This is a genomic window from Bradyrhizobium sp. ma5 (assembly GCF_042258955.1).
In the GTDB taxonomy this organism is placed as follows: domain Bacteria; phylum Pseudomonadota; class Alphaproteobacteria; order Rhizobiales; family Xanthobacteraceae; genus Bradyrhizobium.
Map to the genome: position 1 here is coordinate 1,983,280 of NZ_CP170156.1, position 19,846 is coordinate 2,003,125.

A 19,846-nucleotide genomic window follows, 5' to 3' on the forward strand; every position below is an offset into this window, starting at 1 on the left:
CAGCTGCCCCGTATCCAGGCGCCCGGTACGGGCTCCGGTCGGGCCAGCGGCGCTGCAGCAGCGGATCAAATTCTGGAGCCAGCAGGTCGGCCTCGGCACTTAACCTAGGGCGCGCACATTTCAAATCCGAACGGCAATGCAGCGGCATCGTTTCCTAATCAATACGGAGAGCTAATGAGCTTTTTCGAAGCCGCGCAGTCTTCGGCCCCAAGATACTCAAGCACGTCTCCGCGCGGGGCAATTCTCCGCATGGCGAGCATCGCAAAGGTCAGTAATGCTCCCCAAGATTAGCAGGGTGTTTGCACGCCCGAAACAGGTGTAATCGTGATATCGATGTTATGAATTGCTTCCTTTGCGACAGGGACCACGCCGTTCTGAAACCGAACTTCTGGTCCGCCATATATACATCGGTGACGGTCGAGCGGAAATTTATCGATTGCAACTATCGCGTCATTTTCTCCTTTGAATGTCAATGTAACGGTCTGGTCGCCTCGCTGAGTTCCTGAACCATTATAGAAGCTGTATTTCAACGAATAGAAACTGCTTTGAGCCGAATCCGACTTCGCGCTTTGGCCCGTTAAGGACAATACAATGTTACTCAATCGTCCCACGGTATTGCCTTGACCGTCGCGCGCACTAACATCGGAGGCACTAACAATTTCGCTCGCGGTATCAAGATTATTCGCTGTGGTGTCGTCATGTGCGAAGATCAAGCGACTGCCGAGCCAGACCTCAAACGAACCTTGGCTCGTCTTCGGCTTATAGCTAGGCAGGTACACGAGATGAGCCGGGAGCTTTGCATTAGCCGCAACTACGCCCAGGATCTTTTCAGCCGCAGGTTTGTCGTCTTCAAAGAAATAACGGATTTCCGTGTCTGGGTGAGATGCAACAGGCTGTACCTCTATGCTTTCCGCAACGACAAAATCGCCGGTTGATGCGAGGCCAGCATTGATGGTCTGCGCAAGCTTCACCTGCGAGCCGTCCGCCACCTGCATGAAAACTCTGTTGGTGGACTTCTCCTGAACAAGGTTCTGACAGATATAGACCGATAGATAATTAGGATATTTTGGGTTCAGTGCATCAGCATCTTGAATACGAATAGGCACGATCGAACTGGACTGAAGCACTTCCGCCCACTTTTTGTTACTCGGCAACGAGGACGAATATTCCAGGACAATCGAGTCCGTATCAAACGATCGTTTGCTGTTCGAGCCCAAAGGGATCGGCTTTACGGCAACCCTGCTCACCATTGCATTTTCGATCAGCGGATTGCTTTTGGCGGCGGTTGCGATTGAAGACGCTACCTCGGTTGCCCTCACCCAGCGCGCCTGGGCCAAAGAATCACCACTGCACCAGAAAACGTCTACGGCGAGCTGCGTCACGGTTGCCGGATCCTTTATAATCTTGCCTAAACTCAAAGGCGATTGGTCCAGCAAAACTTGAGACTTCCGCATGTCAGGCAATTCAATAGAAGGGTTTGACTGAGCAAACCGAAGCTGTACGACCGAGCTCGGTGCGGCTGGTTGATCAGGAGCGATGTCGCCGGTCCGCAAAGTCACCCTGGTCGGAGCGGCAGCCCCCTTTAAATTTAACAAACCATCTTTATTGGCTGGGCTAGGACTGGGATCAGGTTGCGACGCCTGGTCGATGCATCCTGCAAAACACCGCGGTGGCGGACGAAAGAATCCTCGACGATCAGGACGCTGCTCGCGCGCAGTATATCGAGTTCGATCATGGACTTGCGCCATTGTCTCATTAAGAATTTGGTCGATGGTAATGCTCGGACGAATTTTATGGGTCAGCGCGTCCGCGTAGGGACTGACCGAGCCAAATCCATCAGCGGCCAAATCACCATTGGATGTTGAGAAGGCGGTCACAATTCCATCTGGAGGATTATCAGGCGGTCTGAGCGCAGTAACAAGCCAATCTGGACGTGCCTGCACGTTCACTGATCGGGTTCGTTGCACAAGTCTTCGATTGAGCTCATCTAGTAGCGGATTTTCTCGACACGCATCGAGAACAATCAGGACGGCGTTGTTATAGGTTTCTCCGATTCTTCCTAGCAGATACCAGTTCACATCGATTGCATCATTTCCAAAAAGCGTGGCGTTGGCAAATCGAAGATACGTATCCACCGCGTGACCAACGTCCGGACGGGCGTCAGTTCCAAATATGTAGCTCTTCTTAGCGACCTCGATGCCATGCCCCGAGAAGTAGAATATCGCCGTTGCCTCATCCGATTGCTGAAGCCTATCGAGGAACGACTCGATTTCCGTGGCCAACTGCGGCTTCGTAAGATTGCACTTGACCGTTATATCCTCATCCTTCCAGCCAACACGCTCAAGCTGCGCGCCGACCGCCATTACGTCGCTACACGCGTTATGCAGATCTGGCAGGGATGGATCGGCATTGGCCGGTAAGCTGGACGCTGGTTGAGACGGACTGTAAGTATCGTTTCCAATCAGCAACGCAAAGCGAGGACGCGCTGGCGTTGCGGCGCTCGCAACGCAACAAGCAAGCAAAGTAAGCACGGCAGCCGTCGCAAGCGCCCTAAGAGAAAACGGCTCACGCGCACAAACCATGCTAATCACCCCTAATCTGTTGTCTCACCGTTGAACTGCTCGAGGTTCGGCGTCAGCTCCTTTTCGAGCTCCACATTTAGTTTGGTATCGATAAAGCCTCTGGGTTGCCCGGCAAACCGCGATTCCAAAACGCCCCGAACACGAGTCGTGATTCGAGATATCGCCTGCGTTGTGGTCCAGGCAGTTGGTGACCACAACTCTCCACCATCCAGCAGGGCCCTGTTGCTACTACGGATTACGCCGCAGTCGCGAGGCCGTCCCGCAACGGGTTGGTCTGGACATTTTCCATCGAAATAGGCGAACCGATCGGCGAACCCTGCATCAGGCTTGCCCTTACCTTGCGCCGAAAAGTAGTGAAAGCCAATCACGTTGGCCGAGTAGTTCGAGGTTTCGTTCGAGTTCGCATCGAGGAAGCTTATAAATACCACGGCGTGCCCGCTGCCCGACGTTCTGTTTAAGTTGACAAAGTCGTATGGCTTCAATTCCGAAAAGCTCTTCTCCTTCCCGAGGCCAAGCTTTTCGAACGCATGTCCCGTCCCTCTCGAACCAGTGCCATCGTACATAAAAATGTTCGCCCGTATTGAAGTCAGATTGCCTCTTGTCCAGCTGGTTAGGGGCAGCTTTTGAAACGGGCTTTGATCGTTTGCACTCGCCGCGTAGCGGTTTAGCGTTTCGACAACGATTTCCGCGACGCCCGCGACACACATCGTCGCAGGCGGATCCGTAGCCTTGATGCAGCAATCATTTCCGTACTTTAAATCACGCGTGAATGCCTTGTGCAGATCGTACCCACCATGCGATCGATGCTGCCGAAAATCGTCGACAACTTCTTTCACGATCGAGTTCAGTGTAGGCGTTTGCGCTGAAGCAACACCCGGAATTGCATTCAGGATCAAGAGAATGATTAGCAATCTCATTGGTCAAGTCACTTTGTTTGAATAGTGCCGTAGGAAATCAGAAAATACAATTGCGCGAAATTGTTGCCAGATCAACCCTAAAGTAGTGAGCGAAACGTTGCCCCAGGACCGCAAAGAGGCGCGCTGCGCGGATACGCCTAGAGCCCCCGGCGTCGTCAGTGCCAGGTAAGTGAGGACCGTACATCGAATAACTGAGTATTCGCCTTTACCTGAAACAGATGTCTCTCGAAAATCCCGGACGATGTGCTGGGGTCGTGAGGAGATTAGTAATTCACTCCTATTCACCCCGAGAAAGAGTCACGCGGGAACGTACGTATCGTACCAAGTTTTTCATTTGTCGCATGTAGCTCGTTGGTGATGCGCCGCACTTCAATTTACTCTCAGTGTTCGACACTGTTGAGCCGCAACAAGAGCACCTCATGAGGATACTCAAATTGCTGTCCGCTCCGGTACGGGGAGCATAGTTGGGTCTCCCCTTCTTCAGCTTCCAATGGTGATCGCCGTCATCTTGTGGCCGCAAGCTGCCGATGACGCTTCATGGCTCGGCATAGCGCGATCCGCTGGCGCGGCCGCCTCAAGGAAGTTGGCGACATCGTTCCTAGACGCCAGGGCGGTAACCGCAAATCGCAGCGCATCGAAGCACATTCGCAATTGATTCTGGAGGCGGTGACTGCGAAGCCGGTTATTACGCTCGCCGAGTTGCGCGAACTGTTGAAACCTCGTGGAATATCGGGCTGGCATCGCGTCGCTCCGGCGTTCTTTCCAGCGCAGAAAGATCACAGATAAAGAAAGACAGCGCACGCCACCGAGCAACGGCGCGGCGATATAAATGCCGCGCGTGAGGAGTGGCTCGAAGGGCAAATCGATCTTGACCCTGAGCGTCTCGTCTTCATCGACGAAACCAGCGCCAACACGAAAATGGCGCGGCTTTACGGGGCGCTCGCCATGCGGCGTGCGATGTCGTGCAGCTGTCCCACACGGACATTGGAAGACGACGACATTCACCCGGTCCAATGGATGGCGACGCTTTCCTCGCCTCCGTCGAACAATTGCTCGCCCCATCGCTGCGGCCGGGTGATACCGTTATCATGGGCAACTTGCCCGCTCACAAGGTCCATGGCGTTCGAGAGGCCATCCAGGGGGGCGGAGCAAGCCTGCTCTATTCCCCGCCCTACAGTCCAGACTTCAACCCGATCGAAATGGCCTTCTCTAAATTGAAGCCGCTGTTGCGGGCCGCGGCAGCGCGTACCATGCCCGATCTCTGGCAAGCAATTGCCGACGCTCTCAAACGCTTCTCACCCAAGGAATATCAAAATTATCTCGTCGCGGCTGGTTACGACACAACGTGATCGGAAAATGCGCTAGAATCGGATGCCCAGTGAGTTCAATATCTGCGACGCTGGCAGAGACTTGAATTTGAGGTCGGTTCCCTTGAGCGCATCAGCAACGCTCTTGGCCGAATCGATATTGATCTGCTTTGCGGACGCCTGAGCCTTGGCCGAATCTTGTACGCCCGGCCGTTTGAGCGCGTCGACCCAGGCAGCGCCGAAACCAATGTAATTGCTGCGGTAGCGGATCCACATATAGCCATTCTCGCCCCAGGTCTTGTCGCCCCAGCTGTTCTTGATGCGCCAAGCATTCTTCTGGTCATCCCAGCCAACGATCAGGACGTCGTGATTGACGGAACTGGTCCCGTCACCCTCGGCAAACTCGTTGAAGACGCCGCTCACATAGCGCTGAAACGAGCGGGTGGCGTAAACGGCTGATACGACAGGGCCGTGCGCGCACAGGGCCTGCTTGACGTTCTTTAGACTTGCAGTTGCTCCGCTCTGATCGACATAGCTCCAGTTTACGGCGGTATAAGGATGATCGTTGACCTTGCAACCGCCGCTGGATGCTCCCGTATACGGCACCTTGGTGTCGTCGGTTACACCCTTGGATTTGAGAAAATTGAAGACGTCGCCATGCCAGCCGCCACTGCAATTGCCTGCTCCCGCACAGTCGAGCAACTGCTGTTCGGACACGGAAATCCGCTCATGGTTCTGCAGATACCAGCTCGCCTCGAAGGCCGCGGTCGCGGCGAAAACAAAGCAGTCGCCGCAGTTCTTCTGATCCTTTACGGGAGACACGGCGCCTTTGTCGAACCAGTTGAAGGCGGCCGCCTGCGGATCGCAGCCCTCGAGCAAAGTCGCCGCCGGCTTGGCGCCGAGCGTTTGAGCTGCCGGATTGTTGGCTACCGACACAGAGAGCTTAAATTGAGCCTGCGCCTGCAAGGCAAGCGTCGGCGGCACGGCGGTCGCGGCAATCTTCTGGAGGTCGCGATCGGAAACGCCGGTGTCCCCCGTCGTGTAGGTCGGCGCCTGCTCGGTAAACGGCGGCGCAGGCTGGGCGCTCTGCGCGAGGACAGCTACGTTTGCGAACAGTAAGATTGCCACGGCGGCCGCGCCTTGCCTCGTCATCGGATGTTTCCTTCCTAGTTGCCTAGAACATGAACGGGTACGTCAATCCTGTTGATCGGTTCGCCATTTGCGCGCTTGAGCGCAAACAGGATGGAGGTCTCGCCGGGGGCGTGAGCTTGCATCTCGAAGATGTCCCGCTCGGGTGCACCGACAGTGCGAGGGGCGGGAGCCGACCGCTTTGACGTGACATAGGCGACGGTTGCAATGTCAGGTCTCTTGGTTGTGGCGTCCCAGAAGAATCCGGTACCGCCAGAGCGGGCGAGCGACACAAAGAGGCTTCGGCCAGAGCGCAGCTCAAGCGGCTTTGATGGTGCCTCGTCGAGCGCTAGCGCCGCGCTGGCGCTGGAGCCCGTTTCCTGCGCTCCAAGAGCGCCTGCGAAGCAGGCCAGAACCGCGAAAACGAATAGGCCGTGATGATGGGTGTGGGCGCGGGCCATACGAAATTCCCTGATTGGTTGGCTGGGCTCGCGACTATGGCAATTTCCTTGGCGGTTGGCCTTACTCTTCTATGGCGTTGCGCTTGGCGGGAAGATCGGGACAGGCGCCAGCAAATAGCGCTGTTCGCGTCGCCGCGGGGGACGGACGACCGTCTGGGGACCCTCTTCCTGGGCGCCCCCGACGACCGGCTTGCCGCCTTGGGTGACGACATGCATCGGGTTCTCGGCGCTACCCAGTTCCGGGCCCTTCGGCAGGAAGCCGGCAGATCCGGACTTCGCGCCATTGACGTACGCAGCCCCGGGACCATTGATGTAGAGCGATACATAGCTGTTTTGCTGCAGAGACGCCGAAGCGTTGCCCGCAAGCGCATTCCAATGCACCGATGTCAGTGAATATTTGGCGTCGAGGCCCGCAACAACCTGCACTGCAAATTGGTAATACATCTGCGCTGCCTCGGCGTTTTCGAAATCTGCCGCAGGCAGGAGCTGGCCGGCGCTGATAATGGTGGCCTTGTCTCTCAACCACGCAGCCAGTGGCTTGCCGAAATCGACCTTTATTCGGGTAAAGAGGGCTCTTTGGGGAGCGGCGTCTTCGGCGAGCGCCTCAAGGGCCGCGAGATCGCCGAGACCCGGTCCGTTGAAGCAGATCTGCTCCTTGACCATGGGATCCGCCTCTGCTGGCAGGCTCGCGCTGGTGGTCAGTTTAGCGTTCTGCTTGAGCAGGAAGCTCCAGATGAGGTCATAGACGCCCTGGGCGCTTGCCGTTGGACCGAGATGGGCGATGGTGTTCTTGGAGAAGTCCGGCGGGAGTCGATAATCGAAAACCGTGCCCGATCCGATCGACGCGCCGTCTGTAATCTTGAGTTCGAGGGTAATGGCGCCGAACAGGGACGGAGATACGTCGAAGTACGCGTAGTTTGCATACGCCTCGAGTAGTCCTGCCTTGCGCGCCTTGAGGAAGGCGGCCTTTCTGCTGCGCTCCAGTTCATAGAACGTGATCAGTTCGCAGCGAAGCGATTTCAGGAAGCCCTGCACCTGTCCGGTCGTCAGGACACCGGTGGAAGGATCGTGGACCGCATAAAGGCTTGCACAGCCGGCCAAGAGAGTAGAAAGACAAACGCTCACAACGCGGCGAAATGTGCCCCACATAATGCGTCCCCACGCATAAACAGTCGACTGAAAAACCCCACGGTCGCATCAACGAGCTCCCCTGCTTCGTTTGACACCCGTTGAGGTCGAAAGACCTTGCAATATCTAGGTCGCACAACCTCAGCAAGAACTCTAACGAGATGGTCGAAATGCGCAAGCCACGATTATCGCCCGTTCCGTACAATTCGGCCTCGCCCGGCAGGATCCATCTTCATCTGCCGTGGGAAAATGCTGGGCTGGCTGCGGGCCCAGCTTGCGGAACATGAGAGCGATTGATTTTCGAACTTGGCGGCGCGCCGAAATTTCGGTGATCCGTCCTGGTTCGTGAGGCGATCCTCGCCGACGCGCCGATGTCAATTCATGGGGTGGTGCGAATATCGAGTTCGATTTCACGCGTCACCTCGATGATGCTCTCCGCATGGCGGCCGTTCTCGAAGAGAGCGTATTTCAAAGCTTGGGCGCGGTTGATAAAGAGGCCGCCAAAGCTCCCCCTTTGTTCGCGGACAACCCAATTGCCGCGCCGATTCCTGCCAACAAAAACGATCCGCGGAGCGGAGCCACGCGAAGGATGCTCGAAGAGCTGAATCATCAGGTCTCCTCCGTGATCCGGCAGCTCAGACCCACCAGTTGAGGTGCGGAAAATCCATAGCGGACCACCGTCCAATTCGCGACTGCGAACAGATTGTCGAATTTGACGGCTCTCGCGGGCTACCCATGTCATGGCGTCGATGACCGATCCCCACGGCAGGCCACCCATAGTTTTTGGCTCATGCCGCGAGCCGAGCATCGACTTTGGCTTGAAGAATACGTCAAGCGCGAACGGAGTTCTCCTACCAGTTCTGGGACGACATAAGGATTCCGCGAGGATGCTCGGCCCGAGCGCGCTGGACGATACTTGAGAATGCCGTGAGGACTTCGGCGTTGCCGTTGCTTCTGTCCCGACGATGCGGTCGATGCTTCAGGGACTCGGTACCTTCACCCAGGACTTTTCTCAGGTCCTCGTCAATAATCTGAAGAAAAGCCCCCCCTTCAGCGCCTTGAATGTCGACCATCGATCAGTCAGGCTGATCTTCTCGTCCGCAGCTCGAGATCGAGGAATAAACGAGCCATAGCTCGTGCATGGCTTTCGATTACCTTACTGCGGAGGTCACTCCGCCAGCTTCTGCCATGGGTCCGGTTGCCTGAGAGACCGATGAGTCCTGCCGTCGTTGTGCAGGTAAGCAAGTCAGATAGGCGCGCGTGGAGGGCAGGTCCCTGAGAGCATTGGCTTGATAATTGGTTTTTGCAAATCAGTCGGTTGCTCGTGCTATTTGATCAGCGTCTGGCGGCGCCAGCTCTCGACCGCTTTGTCGAGTGCGGCCGCAGTACCCGGATCCGCCCAACGGTCCCAGAATTCGATCGTGCCGCTGAGCGGCTCGTTGATCGGCTTGGCGATCCGGATGCGTGTGGGCAACAAAATCGCATCGCCCACCACCAGGGCTTCGCCGGTGTCGAGAACCGGCAGCAGATCGCCGAATCCCCCCAGGCTGTCGGGCAGCAGGCGGCGGACCACCGTTTGATCGTCGCCATTGGTTAGTCGCATGGCAATCAAATTGTTGCACTGACTGACGACCGTACGGTTCACCTCTGCCGGCCGCTGGCTGATCACAACCAGGCCGACGCCGTACTTTCGACCCTCTTTGGCGATGCGCTCAAATATCGCGATCGCATTCTCAGCAGCACCGGAGCTGGCATCCTGGGGAATGTAGAGATGAGCCTCGTCGCAGAATAGCGCCACGGGATGGCGGGCACCTTGTACGCTCCACTGCTGCACATGAAAGGCCATGCGCGCGACCATTCCGACAATGAGCGGCAGAATGTCCGAGGGCACTTCCGAAAAGTCGACCACCTTTACGCCGCCATGTCCGCCTTTGGCTGCGCGGCTGCCCAGCAGCAGTGTCACCATCTGCTCGAGCCACGCATAGCTATCCGCGACACCTGTGGCCGGGAAAAGAAACCCTAGCCGACGGTCGGTGCGCTTGCTTTCGAGGCGTTGGATCAGACGGCTGCGCTTGCCGTGAAAGTCGCCTTGCTTCTCGGACCTTGCGCCTGGGACCATCTCTGTGTTGAGGCGGTTGAGCTCTGCAAGTACATTTGCCAGCGTGAAAGGGACCGGGCTGTCGATCGTGAAGTTGGCGAGCACGTCCTTATGGCCTTCGGCGGTCAAAAAGCTGGTCTTCGCATCGACGATGGCGCGGGACATGAGCATGGCTTGATTGGGTGCGATCTCTTCGGCTCGGTCGACGAACATCGAGACAAGTGCTTCGTAGCTCATGAGCCAGTACGGAAGATGAAGCACGCCCTCAGATAAGCCTTTGCCCGCGTCGACATCGCCAGGGCCCGCCACGCGAAGATGGACAAAACCGTCGCCTTCCATGGACGCATATTCGCCGTGCATGTCGAATACGATCGCATTGGCGCTCTTCAGCTCGGCCACTTGCTCAAGGAGGCGGGCGGTCGTGCAGGATTTGCCAGAGCCGGTGCTGCCGACGACCAGAGCGTGGCGCTGAAACAGCTTGTTGCCGTTGACATAGGCCTCGGCGTTGAGATCAAGAGTGTAGGAACCAAGCGACAGACGCTGGGCTCCGGTGGCCACTTCAGAGATCACGCCCATGAAGCGGGTCAGCCGTTCGCCCTCAAGTGCAAAGCAGCATGCGTCGATTTCCGGAACGGTTTCGAGCGTGCGCCGGAATACGTTGGCGCGGAGCCCATTCCGGTCGAGCAGCGTACCAATCAAGGCGATGCGGACCAGGTTCACCTCGGGGAGAGCCTCCTCGGCTCGTTCCAAGTCGGCCACCTTCGCTTCCTCGAGCGCAGTGCGCGTGATCTTGTGGATGACACCGATCAGCTTGTGGCCAGCCAAACTGCTCTGCAGGGCCACCAGCCGATTGACTTGGAGTGCCCGCAACGCCTCGATGTCATCGACACGAACAATCACGGTAGCGGTGTCAACCGATTGAACGCGACCGAGCGCCTCTTGATCGGTAAAGTCCAGGATGCTCATGTGCGTGTTCCTATGATGTGATCGAGAAAATGGTCGAGACGCCAAAGCGGCTTGTCGAGATCGAACCCGGTCGGCGCGTGGTGCACATACGCGCGTGCGCCAGCGGGGCCATCTTCTATGGCGAGATAGCGCCGGCATCGGCCGCCGGTCAGAAAGATCTTTGCACTCGCCGTCAACTCCTTTGTGATGACGACCAACGGGACGGAATCTCGGTCGCAGCGCTCGATCAGCTTGGTTTGAACATGCTCGTCATTGAAGCCGTAGCCGACGCAAAAATAGGAGCGGGCACTATCTAACGCCTTGTCGCTGCAGCTCAGGATCGTACGGAATGGCTCGCCATGTGTGAGACGATATTTGTCGATGCCGGGCGTGATCATGAGAGGCCCGTGGTTGGCTGGGATCGTCACAGCACTTCTCACGCCGACGATCTGGTTGGCGGCGTCTTGGAACCAGTCGAGCGAGCCATGGACCTTCCAGACGGCCACGGTGCGCGATTGTCGCCCGTTTACCGTAACGCGGGTGTTTGCGTCTCGTGCCCGCGTCTGCAGGTAGCCATGGTTGAAACCGGTGAACGTGCTGACGTCAGCCGCGTCGGCTGCATATTCCGCCAACCGGTCATAGTTGGGCGTCACGACGTGAATGGTGATATGCGTGCTGTCGAACAGATGCCGATAGAGCCGGGTGAGCGGCAAGGCGTTGCGATCGGCCAACACCGATGCGAGGGCGGCCAGATCGTGGGGCAGCAGAAAGTCCCGCGTCAGGCCCGCAATGAACATGGTCTGACGTTCGGTCGGGCGGACCGCCTGCAGCGCATTTTCAAGATCCGCGCCAACTTTAATGTGACCGAGGAACGAGGCCCATTCGGAATTCTCTTCAGCTGTCCATTTGCCAGGAAGCGGAGCCGCGGACAAATGCGCTGCTAAAACACCCATACCCGGCACACCGTGTGCTGCCGAGGCGCCGCTCCCAAGTATGATCACAGGGGTTACGCTCAGCACGTTCTGCGCAAATTCCTGCGCGATGTCCGCGTCGCTCTTCGCCGCCATCAACACTCCGCAGTCAGATCGATGAGGCTAAGTTCGGCCGCCGGGGTTGCGATGATCGCTGGTGCGGCAGGTCACGATGACGGATGCTTTCGTTCCGGAGCGTCCGCCAGTGTTCCAAGGACAACCTCGAATTGATCATCATTCGCAAGCGCAATCGCGTCATCGAGCACCAGCCGAGGCGAGTATCAGCTTCTCGATGAAGTAGGTTGGCCGTGTGCGTGAGAACAGCGACTGGCTCGCGAGTCCCATCGTTCGGATTGTCCGTTGCTTCCTCGCGGGCGCGCAACGACATCGGATGTCCTCCGGCAGATGCCCCCCCGCGTTGAGCAAGAATATCCCAGCGCGCGGCGACGGAGCCAGGAACCATCGTGCCGAATCTCGCCCGGCTTCGCTGATGGTTGCGACGGAATGAATGACATTCCTTATTCCTTGGGTTGGCCGTCAGGACCGTCCTAACCACTACGTAGGAGCTGGTAGGTACGCACCTGGAGAGCCACAAAAAGGAGCCGATAATTCAAAGCAACTACTGCAACAGCCATCTATCACGTCACGCCTCCTGAACTTGTCGAAAATGGCCCGCTAGGCGCGGGATTTAATCGCCGATGTGCAGTTCTTGGCGTCAATACCGCGCGTTTTGGCTGTAAGCGCATGGCTACGGACGACTAGGCATTCTTCTTTGCCGAAATGCTCTGGAGAGACGATCAGGATTCCTGACAGACGTTCGTTGGAGCGTCAGGTCTTTTGCATCGCTCCGTGCCGCGCATGCAGGTGCGCCGCGGCAATATTCCTATCGGCTTGTCGATTGCAAGCGAACGGTGCAGCAGTGCCGGCGCTGAGCATGAGGCGGCCGAGGTCCCGCGTATGGAGAACAGGCAGGGCCTTGATCCGCTGACCCGGCCCCGCGCTTCCGCGGGTGTCTAGTCAGAAGACAGTCCAACCCTCTTGCCGATGTGCTCGCGCCAAAGTCCCAATCTCTTGATGCGGTAGTCGACGAGTTCGCTAGAGGTGCCAAACGTCAGCCCGATGTCTGCCGAAGTCATCCGACGGGACACTGCGTCAAGGATGGCCGCCCGCGGAAGCAACGTGGCAGAAGCAAGGTAGAAAGCATCGTGCTCCTCGGCCTGGTCGTAGGTGCGGCCGTAACCGTCGGCCACCCGCGCGATCTTGGTCAATTTGTGCCCGAGCAGAATGTGCCAATATTCCTCCATCACCGTTACCCGCTGTCGCTCAACGGTGTGGCAATCGTTAAGGAGCACAGCCCATAGGTCATCGGTATAGTTGAGCGGAACGCTCATCGCGGACCATTCGTCGCAAGTGACAAGCGATAGGCGGTCAACGAGTGCTCGACCGAAAAACTCCGTCTCCGTCAACTTAAAGAGCCGCGTTCCCTCGACTTCGACGCGTAAAGAATCGAGCGGTTCGTCCGCCGACAATCCCAGTTCCTCTCGGAATCGCTCTGCGGTCTTTTCCAGCTCTTCTTTGGACGCAGCTATCGCCTCGCCAGCTTGGGCTGGAGCCGAAGCCGCCTCTCCCGATACGCCAGTGTGCTTCCGAATGAGTTCGGCTGCCCGGAGAAGCGCATGCACTGTTGGCGAGCGAACGTTCTTAGCCGCGCGGAAATGGACGAACGCCACGTTGTCGAAGCTGAGACCAGTCTCCTCGGCTTCAGGTCCGAGCCACTCGAGCAGCCTGATCTTGGAGTTGTTGTCGGGAAGTCCTTCGCCGCGCTCGATTCGCGCCAGCGTGGAGAAGCTGACGCCTACTAGGGCCGAAAGAGCGCGGATGCTAAGCCCTTCAGCCTCTCTCTTGCGCCTAACGGCGTCGATCAAACGCTTTTCGAAGGAATTCATCGCCTTTGTGCGAATAACACGGGTTGACACACGGGCTGGGAACCAGCATCGTGTGATTTGCACAGGTTCGCACATGTTCGGCCGAGAGGAAAGACCTCCGCGGCTCGGGCCGTGGTGGCGTCAACAGGGTCGAACAGATGAGTGACAAGCAGAACGGACACCAAGAGACCTACTTCTTTTTCGTCGGCAGCAAGAAGTACGAGACCGACCGGGCGGCTTTGACCGGGCTCCAAATCAAGGCGCGGGTGGCCGACTGGGATCCCACGCACGATCTGGTTCTTGAAGGGCACGGAAACGACCCCGATCGGATCATCGGAGACGATGAGCTGGTCTCGTTGGAGAAGGACAAGGGGCCGCTGCGCTTCTCGTCAGCCCCGAAGGCGAACTTCGGTTGATGGGCGCTGCCGCGGACGTCCAGATCGAGGATCTGCGCCGGCGCTGGCCGGATGTGCGTACGCAAGGGCTGCCGAGCGGCGCAATCCTGGTGACGATCGGTTTGGTATCTCTGCCGGCTGGCTGGAGCAAGGCAGCGACCTCGATCCGGTTTCTGGTTCCGGCCGGCTACCCCTTTGCCGCACCCGACTGCTTCTGGGCAGATAACGATCTGCTTCTCGAGGGTGGACGCGTGCCGTGCAACGCCGGCAACAACAACGTGATCCCGGAGACCGCGGACCCCGGGCTCTGGTTCTCCTGGCATGTCCAAGCATGGAATCCCAATCGCGACACGCTCTCAAGCTGGATGAACACCATCGCCGATCGCCTGAGGCGATTGAAATGACCGGACTGCGTTTCTCCTCGCCGGCGTATCGCAGGGCATCGACCGACCTGCTGGCCTCAGCGCCCCTCGAGAGCTGCGGGGTGGCCTATTCGGTGCACGATCCGCAGACCGGTACGTGGTTGGTGGACGAGGTAGAGGCGGTGGCTGCCTCGGCCTACGAGCATCGCGACGAGGTGTCAGCCACGCTCCGACCCGCATTCATCGTCGAGGTCGCCAACCGCGCGCGCGCCCAGGGACGAAGCGTCGTGCTGGTGCATACGCATCCGTTCGAACAGGGGCATCCGCGATTTTCCGCAGTCGATGATGGGGGGGAGGTCGCGTTGGCCGACTACCTGCGTCGCCGCTCTCCTGCAGGCGAACACTTGGCGCTCGTGTTGGGGCAGGCCGGCTGCCGGGCGCGGCGGATCGGCACCAGCCAAGAGGTGCCAGTCTGGGAGGTCGGCGAGCGACTGGTCCTGCTGTCGTCCAACGGATCCACCGAGGGCAGCGAGGTCCGGTACGATCGACAGGTGCGCGCCTTCGGTGCCGATGGTCAGCGTGCAATCTCGTCGCTGAAGGTGGGTGTGGTCGGGTTGGGTGGCACAGGGTCGGTGCTGGTCCAACAGCTTGCCCGGCTGGGCGTTCGCGATTTCGTGCTGATCGATCCGGACGTGGTCGAAACCACCAACCTCAATCGCTTGGCCGGAGCCGGCCCGGCAGACGTGGGCATGACCAAGATCGCCGTCGCGGAAAGGGAGATACTCCTGTGCTCGCCGACCACGCGAGTGCGGGGACTGAGAGCCGACGTGGTCGATGCGAACGTCGCGGCGGAGCTTGTCGGCCTCAACTTCGTCTTCCTCTGCACGGACTCCCATGCGAGCAGGGCAGTGGTCTGCCACATCGCCTACCAATACCTGGTGCCCACAATCGACATGGGGACCAGCATTACCGTCCGGGACGGCGCGGTCACCCACATCACCGGGCGCGTGCAAATGCTGGCTCCCGAGTTGCCGTGTCTGACGTGCACGGCCGCGCTCGACGGAAATCAGATTCGACGCGAGATGATGAGTCCGGAACACCGCGCGTCGGATCCCTACCTGGTCGGGGCGCACGAGCCGCAACCGGCCGTGATGTCGATTAATGCGACGGCGGCGTCACTGGCGGCCACCATGTTCATGGCCGCCGTGACCTCGATGCCGGGCCAGGCGCGCTTCCAGCTTTACGACGGAGTCAGAGGCACGGTACGGCCGACGCAAGCGAGAAGAGTCGAGGATTGCATCGTTTGTTCGCGACGAGGCGCGCTCGCGAAGGGCCTCTCATGGGTGCTACCGGTCCGGACGAGGACGAAGAATGACTGATGCGCGACCCGAAGTATTGTGGTTCGGGCCGCCGCCCTCGGCAGAGACCGAGCGCGAATTCCTGCAGCGGGACCTCCTCCTGCGATATTGCGCCTCCGGGACGACCGTCGATGCAGCGAACGCCAGTGCCGCCGTGTTTCAGTTCGGGTCTGATCCACCAGAGGATGTGCTGCGCGCTGCCAATGCTCACGCGAGAACGCTGATCGACAGCGGGCTGAGGATAGATATCGTCGCGGCTGATGACGAAACGATGGGGCGTGTGCAGGCCCTCTTGAAATCCGTTCTTAACATGTCTGGAGTGGCGGCTCGCACTGACCTGCCGGCGCATTCCCTGGCCGAGAAGATCGCACGACACGACGCCGGAAAAAGACCTCGGGCGGACCTCCAGATCGAGGTCGCCGGCGAGCGCGAGCCAGTGCGCGAGGTCGACAAGATACTCTTCAAACGCGCATTCGCGCACTGCAGCCGCATCGTGCTGGAGGAACTTACGGGCGGGCTGTCGGAGGCTCGGGTGTTCGCCGTTCACATGACCGTCCATACGTCCAATGCCGGAGCATGGCCACAGCCTGATTTCGCGAAACTTGATCGACGTGATAAGATCGAGAAGGAGTACCGGAACTACCGCGAATACGCGGATCGATATATTCCTTTTGGCCTGAGACCGAACATTCACGACCCGGTATTCGGCGCGGAGCGTGGTCTTTTGGTCGGAAACTTCGTTGACCGATCTGAATCCTTGTGGAATTTGGCGCGCCACAATCTTGCGGCGCGGGCTGTGACGTCGCTGATCGAGGAAACACTCGGAGGCTGGCGAGATCAGGCGTACGGAAAAGACTCGGTCGAAGGCTCGGTAGCCCAAGCGATGATTGACGCCGGGCTTCTGCGTCCTGGTGAGCTGAAGTCGCGCCACACCGAAGATGCTTCCCGCTTTGGGATCACTGCAGAGCCGGAGATCATCCTCGGTCAGTTGCGCAAACTGAGCCAGCGCTATCGTGCCGCGCCGGCGCATGGCGATCTGCATGGTGAAAACGTGCGCGTGCGCAACGACCATGCGATCGTGATAGATCTTGCGACCGTCGTCCGCTCTGCTCCTCTGACGGCGGATCTAGCCGCTCTCGAGACATGGCTTGCCTTTCATTTGCCACCCGAGTGCGACGCTCAGAAATACGAAGATGCCATTTGGGCGGCGGAGATCGATCGCCTATACGCCCCGACATCCTTCCTGCATCCGCCCGGGCCTTGCGATCCGACCAGCAAGTTCTGCTGGATGTCCACCGTGGTCCGGCAGCTGAGGCGCATGGGAATCGCGATACAGTCCTGTTCCACCGAATACCAGGCCGCCGTCGCCGTTCAACTCCTCAGGCGCTGTCAATGGGATGATGGTCCTGCGGCGGACCGCTTCAGACGCGCGAAAGGATACGCCATTGCGGCCGGCCTGGCGCGCGCACTGACGGACGGGGATGCATGAGCATGGTTGCGAGAAAAGTGAACCTGCTCGGCGCGGCGGAATACCGCGAGGATGGACAGAAGATGCTCGCGGCTCCAGGGGATGCGGTGGTGATCCAACGAGGCGCGTTGCGGTCGCTCCTCATCCGCTGCCCGGATGGATGTGGTGAAACGCTCGCCGTCAATCTCGATCCGCGCGCGGGAAAGGCCTGGAGTCTTGACATGAGGACCGGCAAGCCGACCCTTTATCCTTCGGTCTGGCGAGACGGAGGATGCGGCAGCCATTTCATCGTCTGGCGCGGTCACCTCCTCTGGTGCGACCGTTTCGAAGAAGGAAACGTCGAACCGACGTTCGATCTCGTCACGCTCGAACGGCGCGTGCTCGCGTCGCTTCGAAGGCGCGAACTGCGTAGCGCCGAGGAGATCGCCGCTGACCTCGACGAGATCCCATGGGAAGTCTCAAGGGCCGGACAGATGCTCGTGCGTCGAAAACTGGCCGTCTGCGGGTCGGGTAGACAAAGGGACTGGTTCGCCTTGGCGTAAGCTACATAAGCGCCGCCATGATCAGAGCTCGCGTCCCGCAGCTGGGCTGAAGCTCAAAACCTCGACTCGCGCCTTTTGAGTGGTGTGGTCCGACATTCGAATCTGTGCGCTCTCGATGAAGCCGGGTGAGCTTTACAGGATCGACAGAGTCCGTCTTCTGCGACAAGGCCCGACACTGTGACGGATCGGTGAGCGCAATCGCTCGCATATTCAATGCTCAACCAGAACTCCGAGCCGGAGAGTACTCGCCAGGCGTTGCCCCGTCGTGGCCAGCCTTCGAAATGGACGACTTCCCGCGCTCATTGATGGCCGCATGAACTTTCATCGATTAGCCGACTGCAGCTGGCGCGCTGCTCGCACGATCGAGACCACGCTCGCTCAGTTTCCCGCTCGGTAAAATATACGGTCAGATCGATACTTTCCTGGTAAAGTTTCCCGATCGGTAAATCCGAGGCGACCTGGTTTTGGTTAACCATTTTCCCGATCGGGAAAGTTTTGTTTGACGTTGGCTGAATTCAGTTCTAAATTCCCGATCGGGAAAATCATCGTGACCGATATTCCAGACACGACCACTCTTGGAACCTTGGTTCGCCAACGGCGGAACTCATTGGGGTTGCGTCAGCAGGACCTTGCATTGGCCGCCAATGTCGGCGTGCGTTTCATAGTCGATATCGAGAGCGGAAAGGAAACCAGCCAAATCGGACTGGTACTCAGGCTGCTCAAGGCGCTCGGCATATCGCTCCAAGCCAACATGGCGCCAGCGCCCGCGCTGCCTTCCCGAACGGAGAACGACGACAGCGGTATTTTCGATCCCGATAACCCGACACCATCCCAATGAGAATGCAGGAAAACGCTCCGGCAGTGGCCGGCGATAGTCTCGAGGTCCGGTACGAGGACAAGCTGGTGGGTCGAATCCGTCGGCGAACTGAGGCCGTCCAGGATATCGAATTCGTCTACGACGAAGCGTGGATGTCGGACCCCGCTGGCTTTCCGGTTTCAACACGCATGCCGCTGGCTCGTCACATGCACGACCCGGACGTTGTCTATACTTGGTTCCTCAATTTGCTTCCGGAGGGCCGCACGCTCCAGACGATCGGTGCGATCCTTCGGATCGCAGAAACCGATGTTTTCGCTCTTCTGGAAGAGATGGGCCAAGACCTTCCGGGGGCGCTCGAGATATCCCGTTCCGCACACGAAAGGCCGCAGCGCAATCCGAGATACCGGAAGCTGACCGAAGCCGAGCTGGCGGAGACTCTTCGAAGGCTTCCGGAAAGGCCGTTTCTCGTCGGAGACGAGGGGATCCACATGTCCTTGGCGGGCGCTCAGGACAAGTTGCCTGTGGTCCAATATCCGGATGGCGCAATAGGGCTAGCGCTGGACGGTATGCCGACGACCCACATCCTCAAACCGGCAAACAAGAGATTCCACTCCGCCGTCGAGAATGAGGCCTTCTGCCTTCGCCTGGCCGCCGCGGTGAAGCTGCCCGTCGCGGACTATTCGATAGGAAAGGCGGAGGATGTCGAATACCTGTTGGTGAAACGCTACGACCGACAGGTCCGAAGCGGAAGGGTTCGCCGGATCCATCAGGAGGACTTCTGCCAAGCGACCGGATACATCCCGCATCTGAAATACGAATGGAATCCGCAAACCAAGCAGCCCGGTCCGGGATTGAAAGCTTGCCTGGACGTGTTGACCCCGACCGGCAACGCGGCTGCAAACAAAGTTCGTTTCGTGGACTACATGGTGTTCAACGTCCTTGCAGGAAACGTCGACGCGCACGCAAAGAACTACTCCTTACTGCTCGAGCAAGGCGGTGCCGTGACGATGGCTCCGCTTTACGATGTGATGAACGGGGAGACCTACGAGGGCGTGACGAGGAACCTCGCAATGAAGATCGCCGGGAAGAATCGCGGTCGCTACATCGGCGCAAGACACTGGGATCGCTTCGCCGAGGAAAATGCCCTTTCAGCCACCCAGGTGAAGCGCAGAGTCGCGGCGCTGTCTCAAGCAGTTCTAGAAGCGTTGCCCGGCGTGGTCGTCGAAATGAACGCGGCCAAGAAGTCCCCGGCGTACCAGCAGATCGAAGGATACATCGCCAGCACCTGCCATAGCATGCTGTCGAATCTCAAGAATGATCCCAAAGACGAACCGGAGAACGACGAGAAGGGGGCTCAAGCTCCCGGATTCTCGTGATTATCTTTCTGGTGCACTGGAGCGAATCCGAAGAAAGGCGCAAAGAGCGCATCCGGCGCCGAGCGT

18 protein-coding genes are annotated in these 19,846 nt (G+C 58.6%); 8 read left to right on the forward strand and 10 right to left on the reverse strand.

Going from position 1 to position 19,846, the window contains the following annotated elements:
• Positions 1 to 287: 287 nt before the first annotated feature.
• From ACE103_RS09265 to ACE103_RS09275, 3 genes are all read right to left on the reverse strand, one after another.
• A complete protein-coding gene (locus ACE103_RS09265) occupies positions 288 to 2,582 on the reverse strand; it encodes a caspase domain-containing protein (RefSeq protein ID WP_375779165.1) in 2,295 nt (764 codons plus the stop codon).
• 11 nt (positions 2,583 to 2,593) lie between these two features.
• Positions 2,594 to 3,499 carry a hypothetical protein gene (locus tag ACE103_RS09270; RefSeq protein ID WP_375779166.1) on the reverse strand — a complete coding sequence of 302 codons (906 nt, stop codon included), beginning with the start codon at positions 3,497 to 3,499 and terminating at the stop codon, positions 2,594 to 2,596.
• Positions 3,500 to 3,979: 480 nt separating this feature from the next.
• A complete protein-coding gene (locus ACE103_RS09275; RefSeq protein ID WP_375779167.1) occupies positions 3,980 to 4,513 on the reverse strand; it encodes a hypothetical protein in 534 nt (177 codons plus the stop codon).
• Here ACE103_RS09275 and ACE103_RS09280 point away from each other — a divergent pair.
• Positions 4,513 to 4,848: a transposase gene (locus ACE103_RS09280; protein WP_375779168.1), complete on the forward strand. Its 336-nt coding sequence runs from the start codon at positions 4,513 to 4,515 to the stop codon at positions 4,846 to 4,848. The genes ACE103_RS09275 and ACE103_RS09280 overlap by 1 nt on opposite strands.
• 12 nt (positions 4,849 to 4,860) lie before the next feature.
• Here the strand turns inward: ACE103_RS09280 and ACE103_RS09285 are convergent, their stop codons facing one another.
• From ACE103_RS09285 to ACE103_RS09315, 7 genes are all read right to left on the reverse strand, one after another.
• On the reverse strand, positions 4,861 to 5,958 hold the full coding sequence (locus tag ACE103_RS09285) for a C1 family peptidase (RefSeq protein ID WP_375779169.1): 1,098 nt from the start codon (positions 5,956 to 5,958) through the stop codon (positions 4,861 to 4,863).
• A gap of 14 nt (positions 5,959 to 5,972) precedes the next feature.
• The gene (locus ACE103_RS09290; protein ID WP_375779170.1) at positions 5,973 to 6,395 is read right to left on the reverse strand and encodes a protease inhibitor I42 family protein; all 423 of its coding nucleotides are present in this window, start codon (positions 6,393 to 6,395) and stop codon (positions 5,973 to 5,975) included.
• Between the two features lie 69 nt (positions 6,396 to 6,464).
• The gene (locus ACE103_RS09295) at positions 6,465 to 7,544 is read right to left on the reverse strand and encodes a hypothetical protein (RefSeq protein WP_375779171.1); all 1,080 of its coding nucleotides are present in this window, start codon (positions 7,542 to 7,544) and stop codon (positions 6,465 to 6,467) included.
• Positions 7,545 to 7,902: 358 nt separating this feature from the next.
• Positions 7,903 to 8,301 carry a hypothetical protein gene (locus ACE103_RS09300; RefSeq protein WP_375779172.1) on the reverse strand — a complete coding sequence of 133 codons (399 nt, stop codon included), beginning with the start codon at positions 8,299 to 8,301 and terminating at the stop codon, positions 7,903 to 7,905.
• A gap of 549 nt (positions 8,302 to 8,850) precedes the next feature.
• A complete protein-coding gene (locus ACE103_RS09305) occupies positions 8,851 to 10,587 on the reverse strand; it encodes an ATP-binding protein (protein ID WP_375779173.1) in 1,737 nt (578 codons plus the stop codon).
• On the reverse strand, positions 10,584 to 11,633 hold the full coding sequence (locus ACE103_RS09310; protein WP_375779174.1) for an SIR2 family protein: 1,050 nt from the start codon (positions 11,631 to 11,633) through the stop codon (positions 10,584 to 10,586). Before ACE103_RS09310 ends, ACE103_RS09305 begins: the two co-directional genes overlap by 4 nt.
• Positions 11,634 to 12,550: 917 nt before the next feature.
• Positions 12,551 to 13,483: an ImmA/IrrE family metallo-endopeptidase gene (locus tag ACE103_RS09315; RefSeq protein WP_375779175.1), complete on the reverse strand. Its 933-nt coding sequence runs from the start codon at positions 13,481 to 13,483 to the stop codon at positions 12,551 to 12,553.
• 137 nt (positions 13,484 to 13,620) lie between these two features.
• On the opposite strand from ACE103_RS09315, the gene ACE103_RS09320 reads away from it, so the two are divergent.
• From ACE103_RS09320 to ACE103_RS09350, 7 genes are all read left to right on the forward strand, one after another.
• Entirely contained in the window at positions 13,621 to 13,878 is a 258-nt protein-coding gene (locus ACE103_RS09320) for a multiubiquitin domain-containing protein (RefSeq protein ID WP_375779176.1), read from the forward strand.
• Complete coding sequence (locus ACE103_RS09325) at positions 13,878 to 14,261, forward strand: E2/UBC family protein (protein WP_375779177.1); 384 nt, start codon at positions 13,878 to 13,880, stop codon at positions 14,259 to 14,261. The genes ACE103_RS09320 and ACE103_RS09325 overlap by 1 nt, the downstream gene beginning before the upstream one ends.
• Positions 14,258 to 15,598 (forward strand): ThiF family adenylyltransferase, encoded by a 1,341-nt coding sequence (locus ACE103_RS09330; protein WP_375779178.1) that lies wholly within the window; start codon positions 14,258 to 14,260, stop codon positions 15,596 to 15,598. The genes ACE103_RS09325 and ACE103_RS09330 overlap by 4 nt, the downstream gene beginning before the upstream one ends.
• Positions 15,591 to 17,066 carry a hypothetical protein gene (locus ACE103_RS09335; RefSeq protein WP_375779179.1) on the forward strand — a complete coding sequence of 492 codons (1,476 nt, stop codon included), beginning with the start codon at positions 15,591 to 15,593 and terminating at the stop codon, positions 17,064 to 17,066. Before ACE103_RS09330 ends, ACE103_RS09335 begins: the two co-directional genes overlap by 8 nt.
• On the forward strand, positions 17,063 to 17,587 hold the full coding sequence (locus tag ACE103_RS09340) for a DUF6527 family protein (protein ID WP_375779180.1): 525 nt from the start codon (positions 17,063 to 17,065) through the stop codon (positions 17,585 to 17,587). The genes ACE103_RS09335 and ACE103_RS09340 overlap by 4 nt, the downstream gene beginning before the upstream one ends.
• A gap of 499 nt (positions 17,588 to 18,086) precedes the next feature.
• Positions 18,087 to 18,425 (forward strand): helix-turn-helix transcriptional regulator, encoded by a 339-nt coding sequence (locus tag ACE103_RS09345; protein WP_375779181.1) that lies wholly within the window; start codon positions 18,087 to 18,089, stop codon positions 18,423 to 18,425.
• Positions 18,422 to 19,780 (forward strand): type II toxin-antitoxin system HipA family toxin, encoded by a 1,359-nt coding sequence (locus tag ACE103_RS09350; RefSeq protein ID WP_375779182.1) that lies wholly within the window; start codon positions 18,422 to 18,424, stop codon positions 19,778 to 19,780. The genes ACE103_RS09345 and ACE103_RS09350 overlap by 4 nt, the downstream gene beginning before the upstream one ends.
• Positions 19,781 to 19,846: the final 66 nt, after the last annotated feature.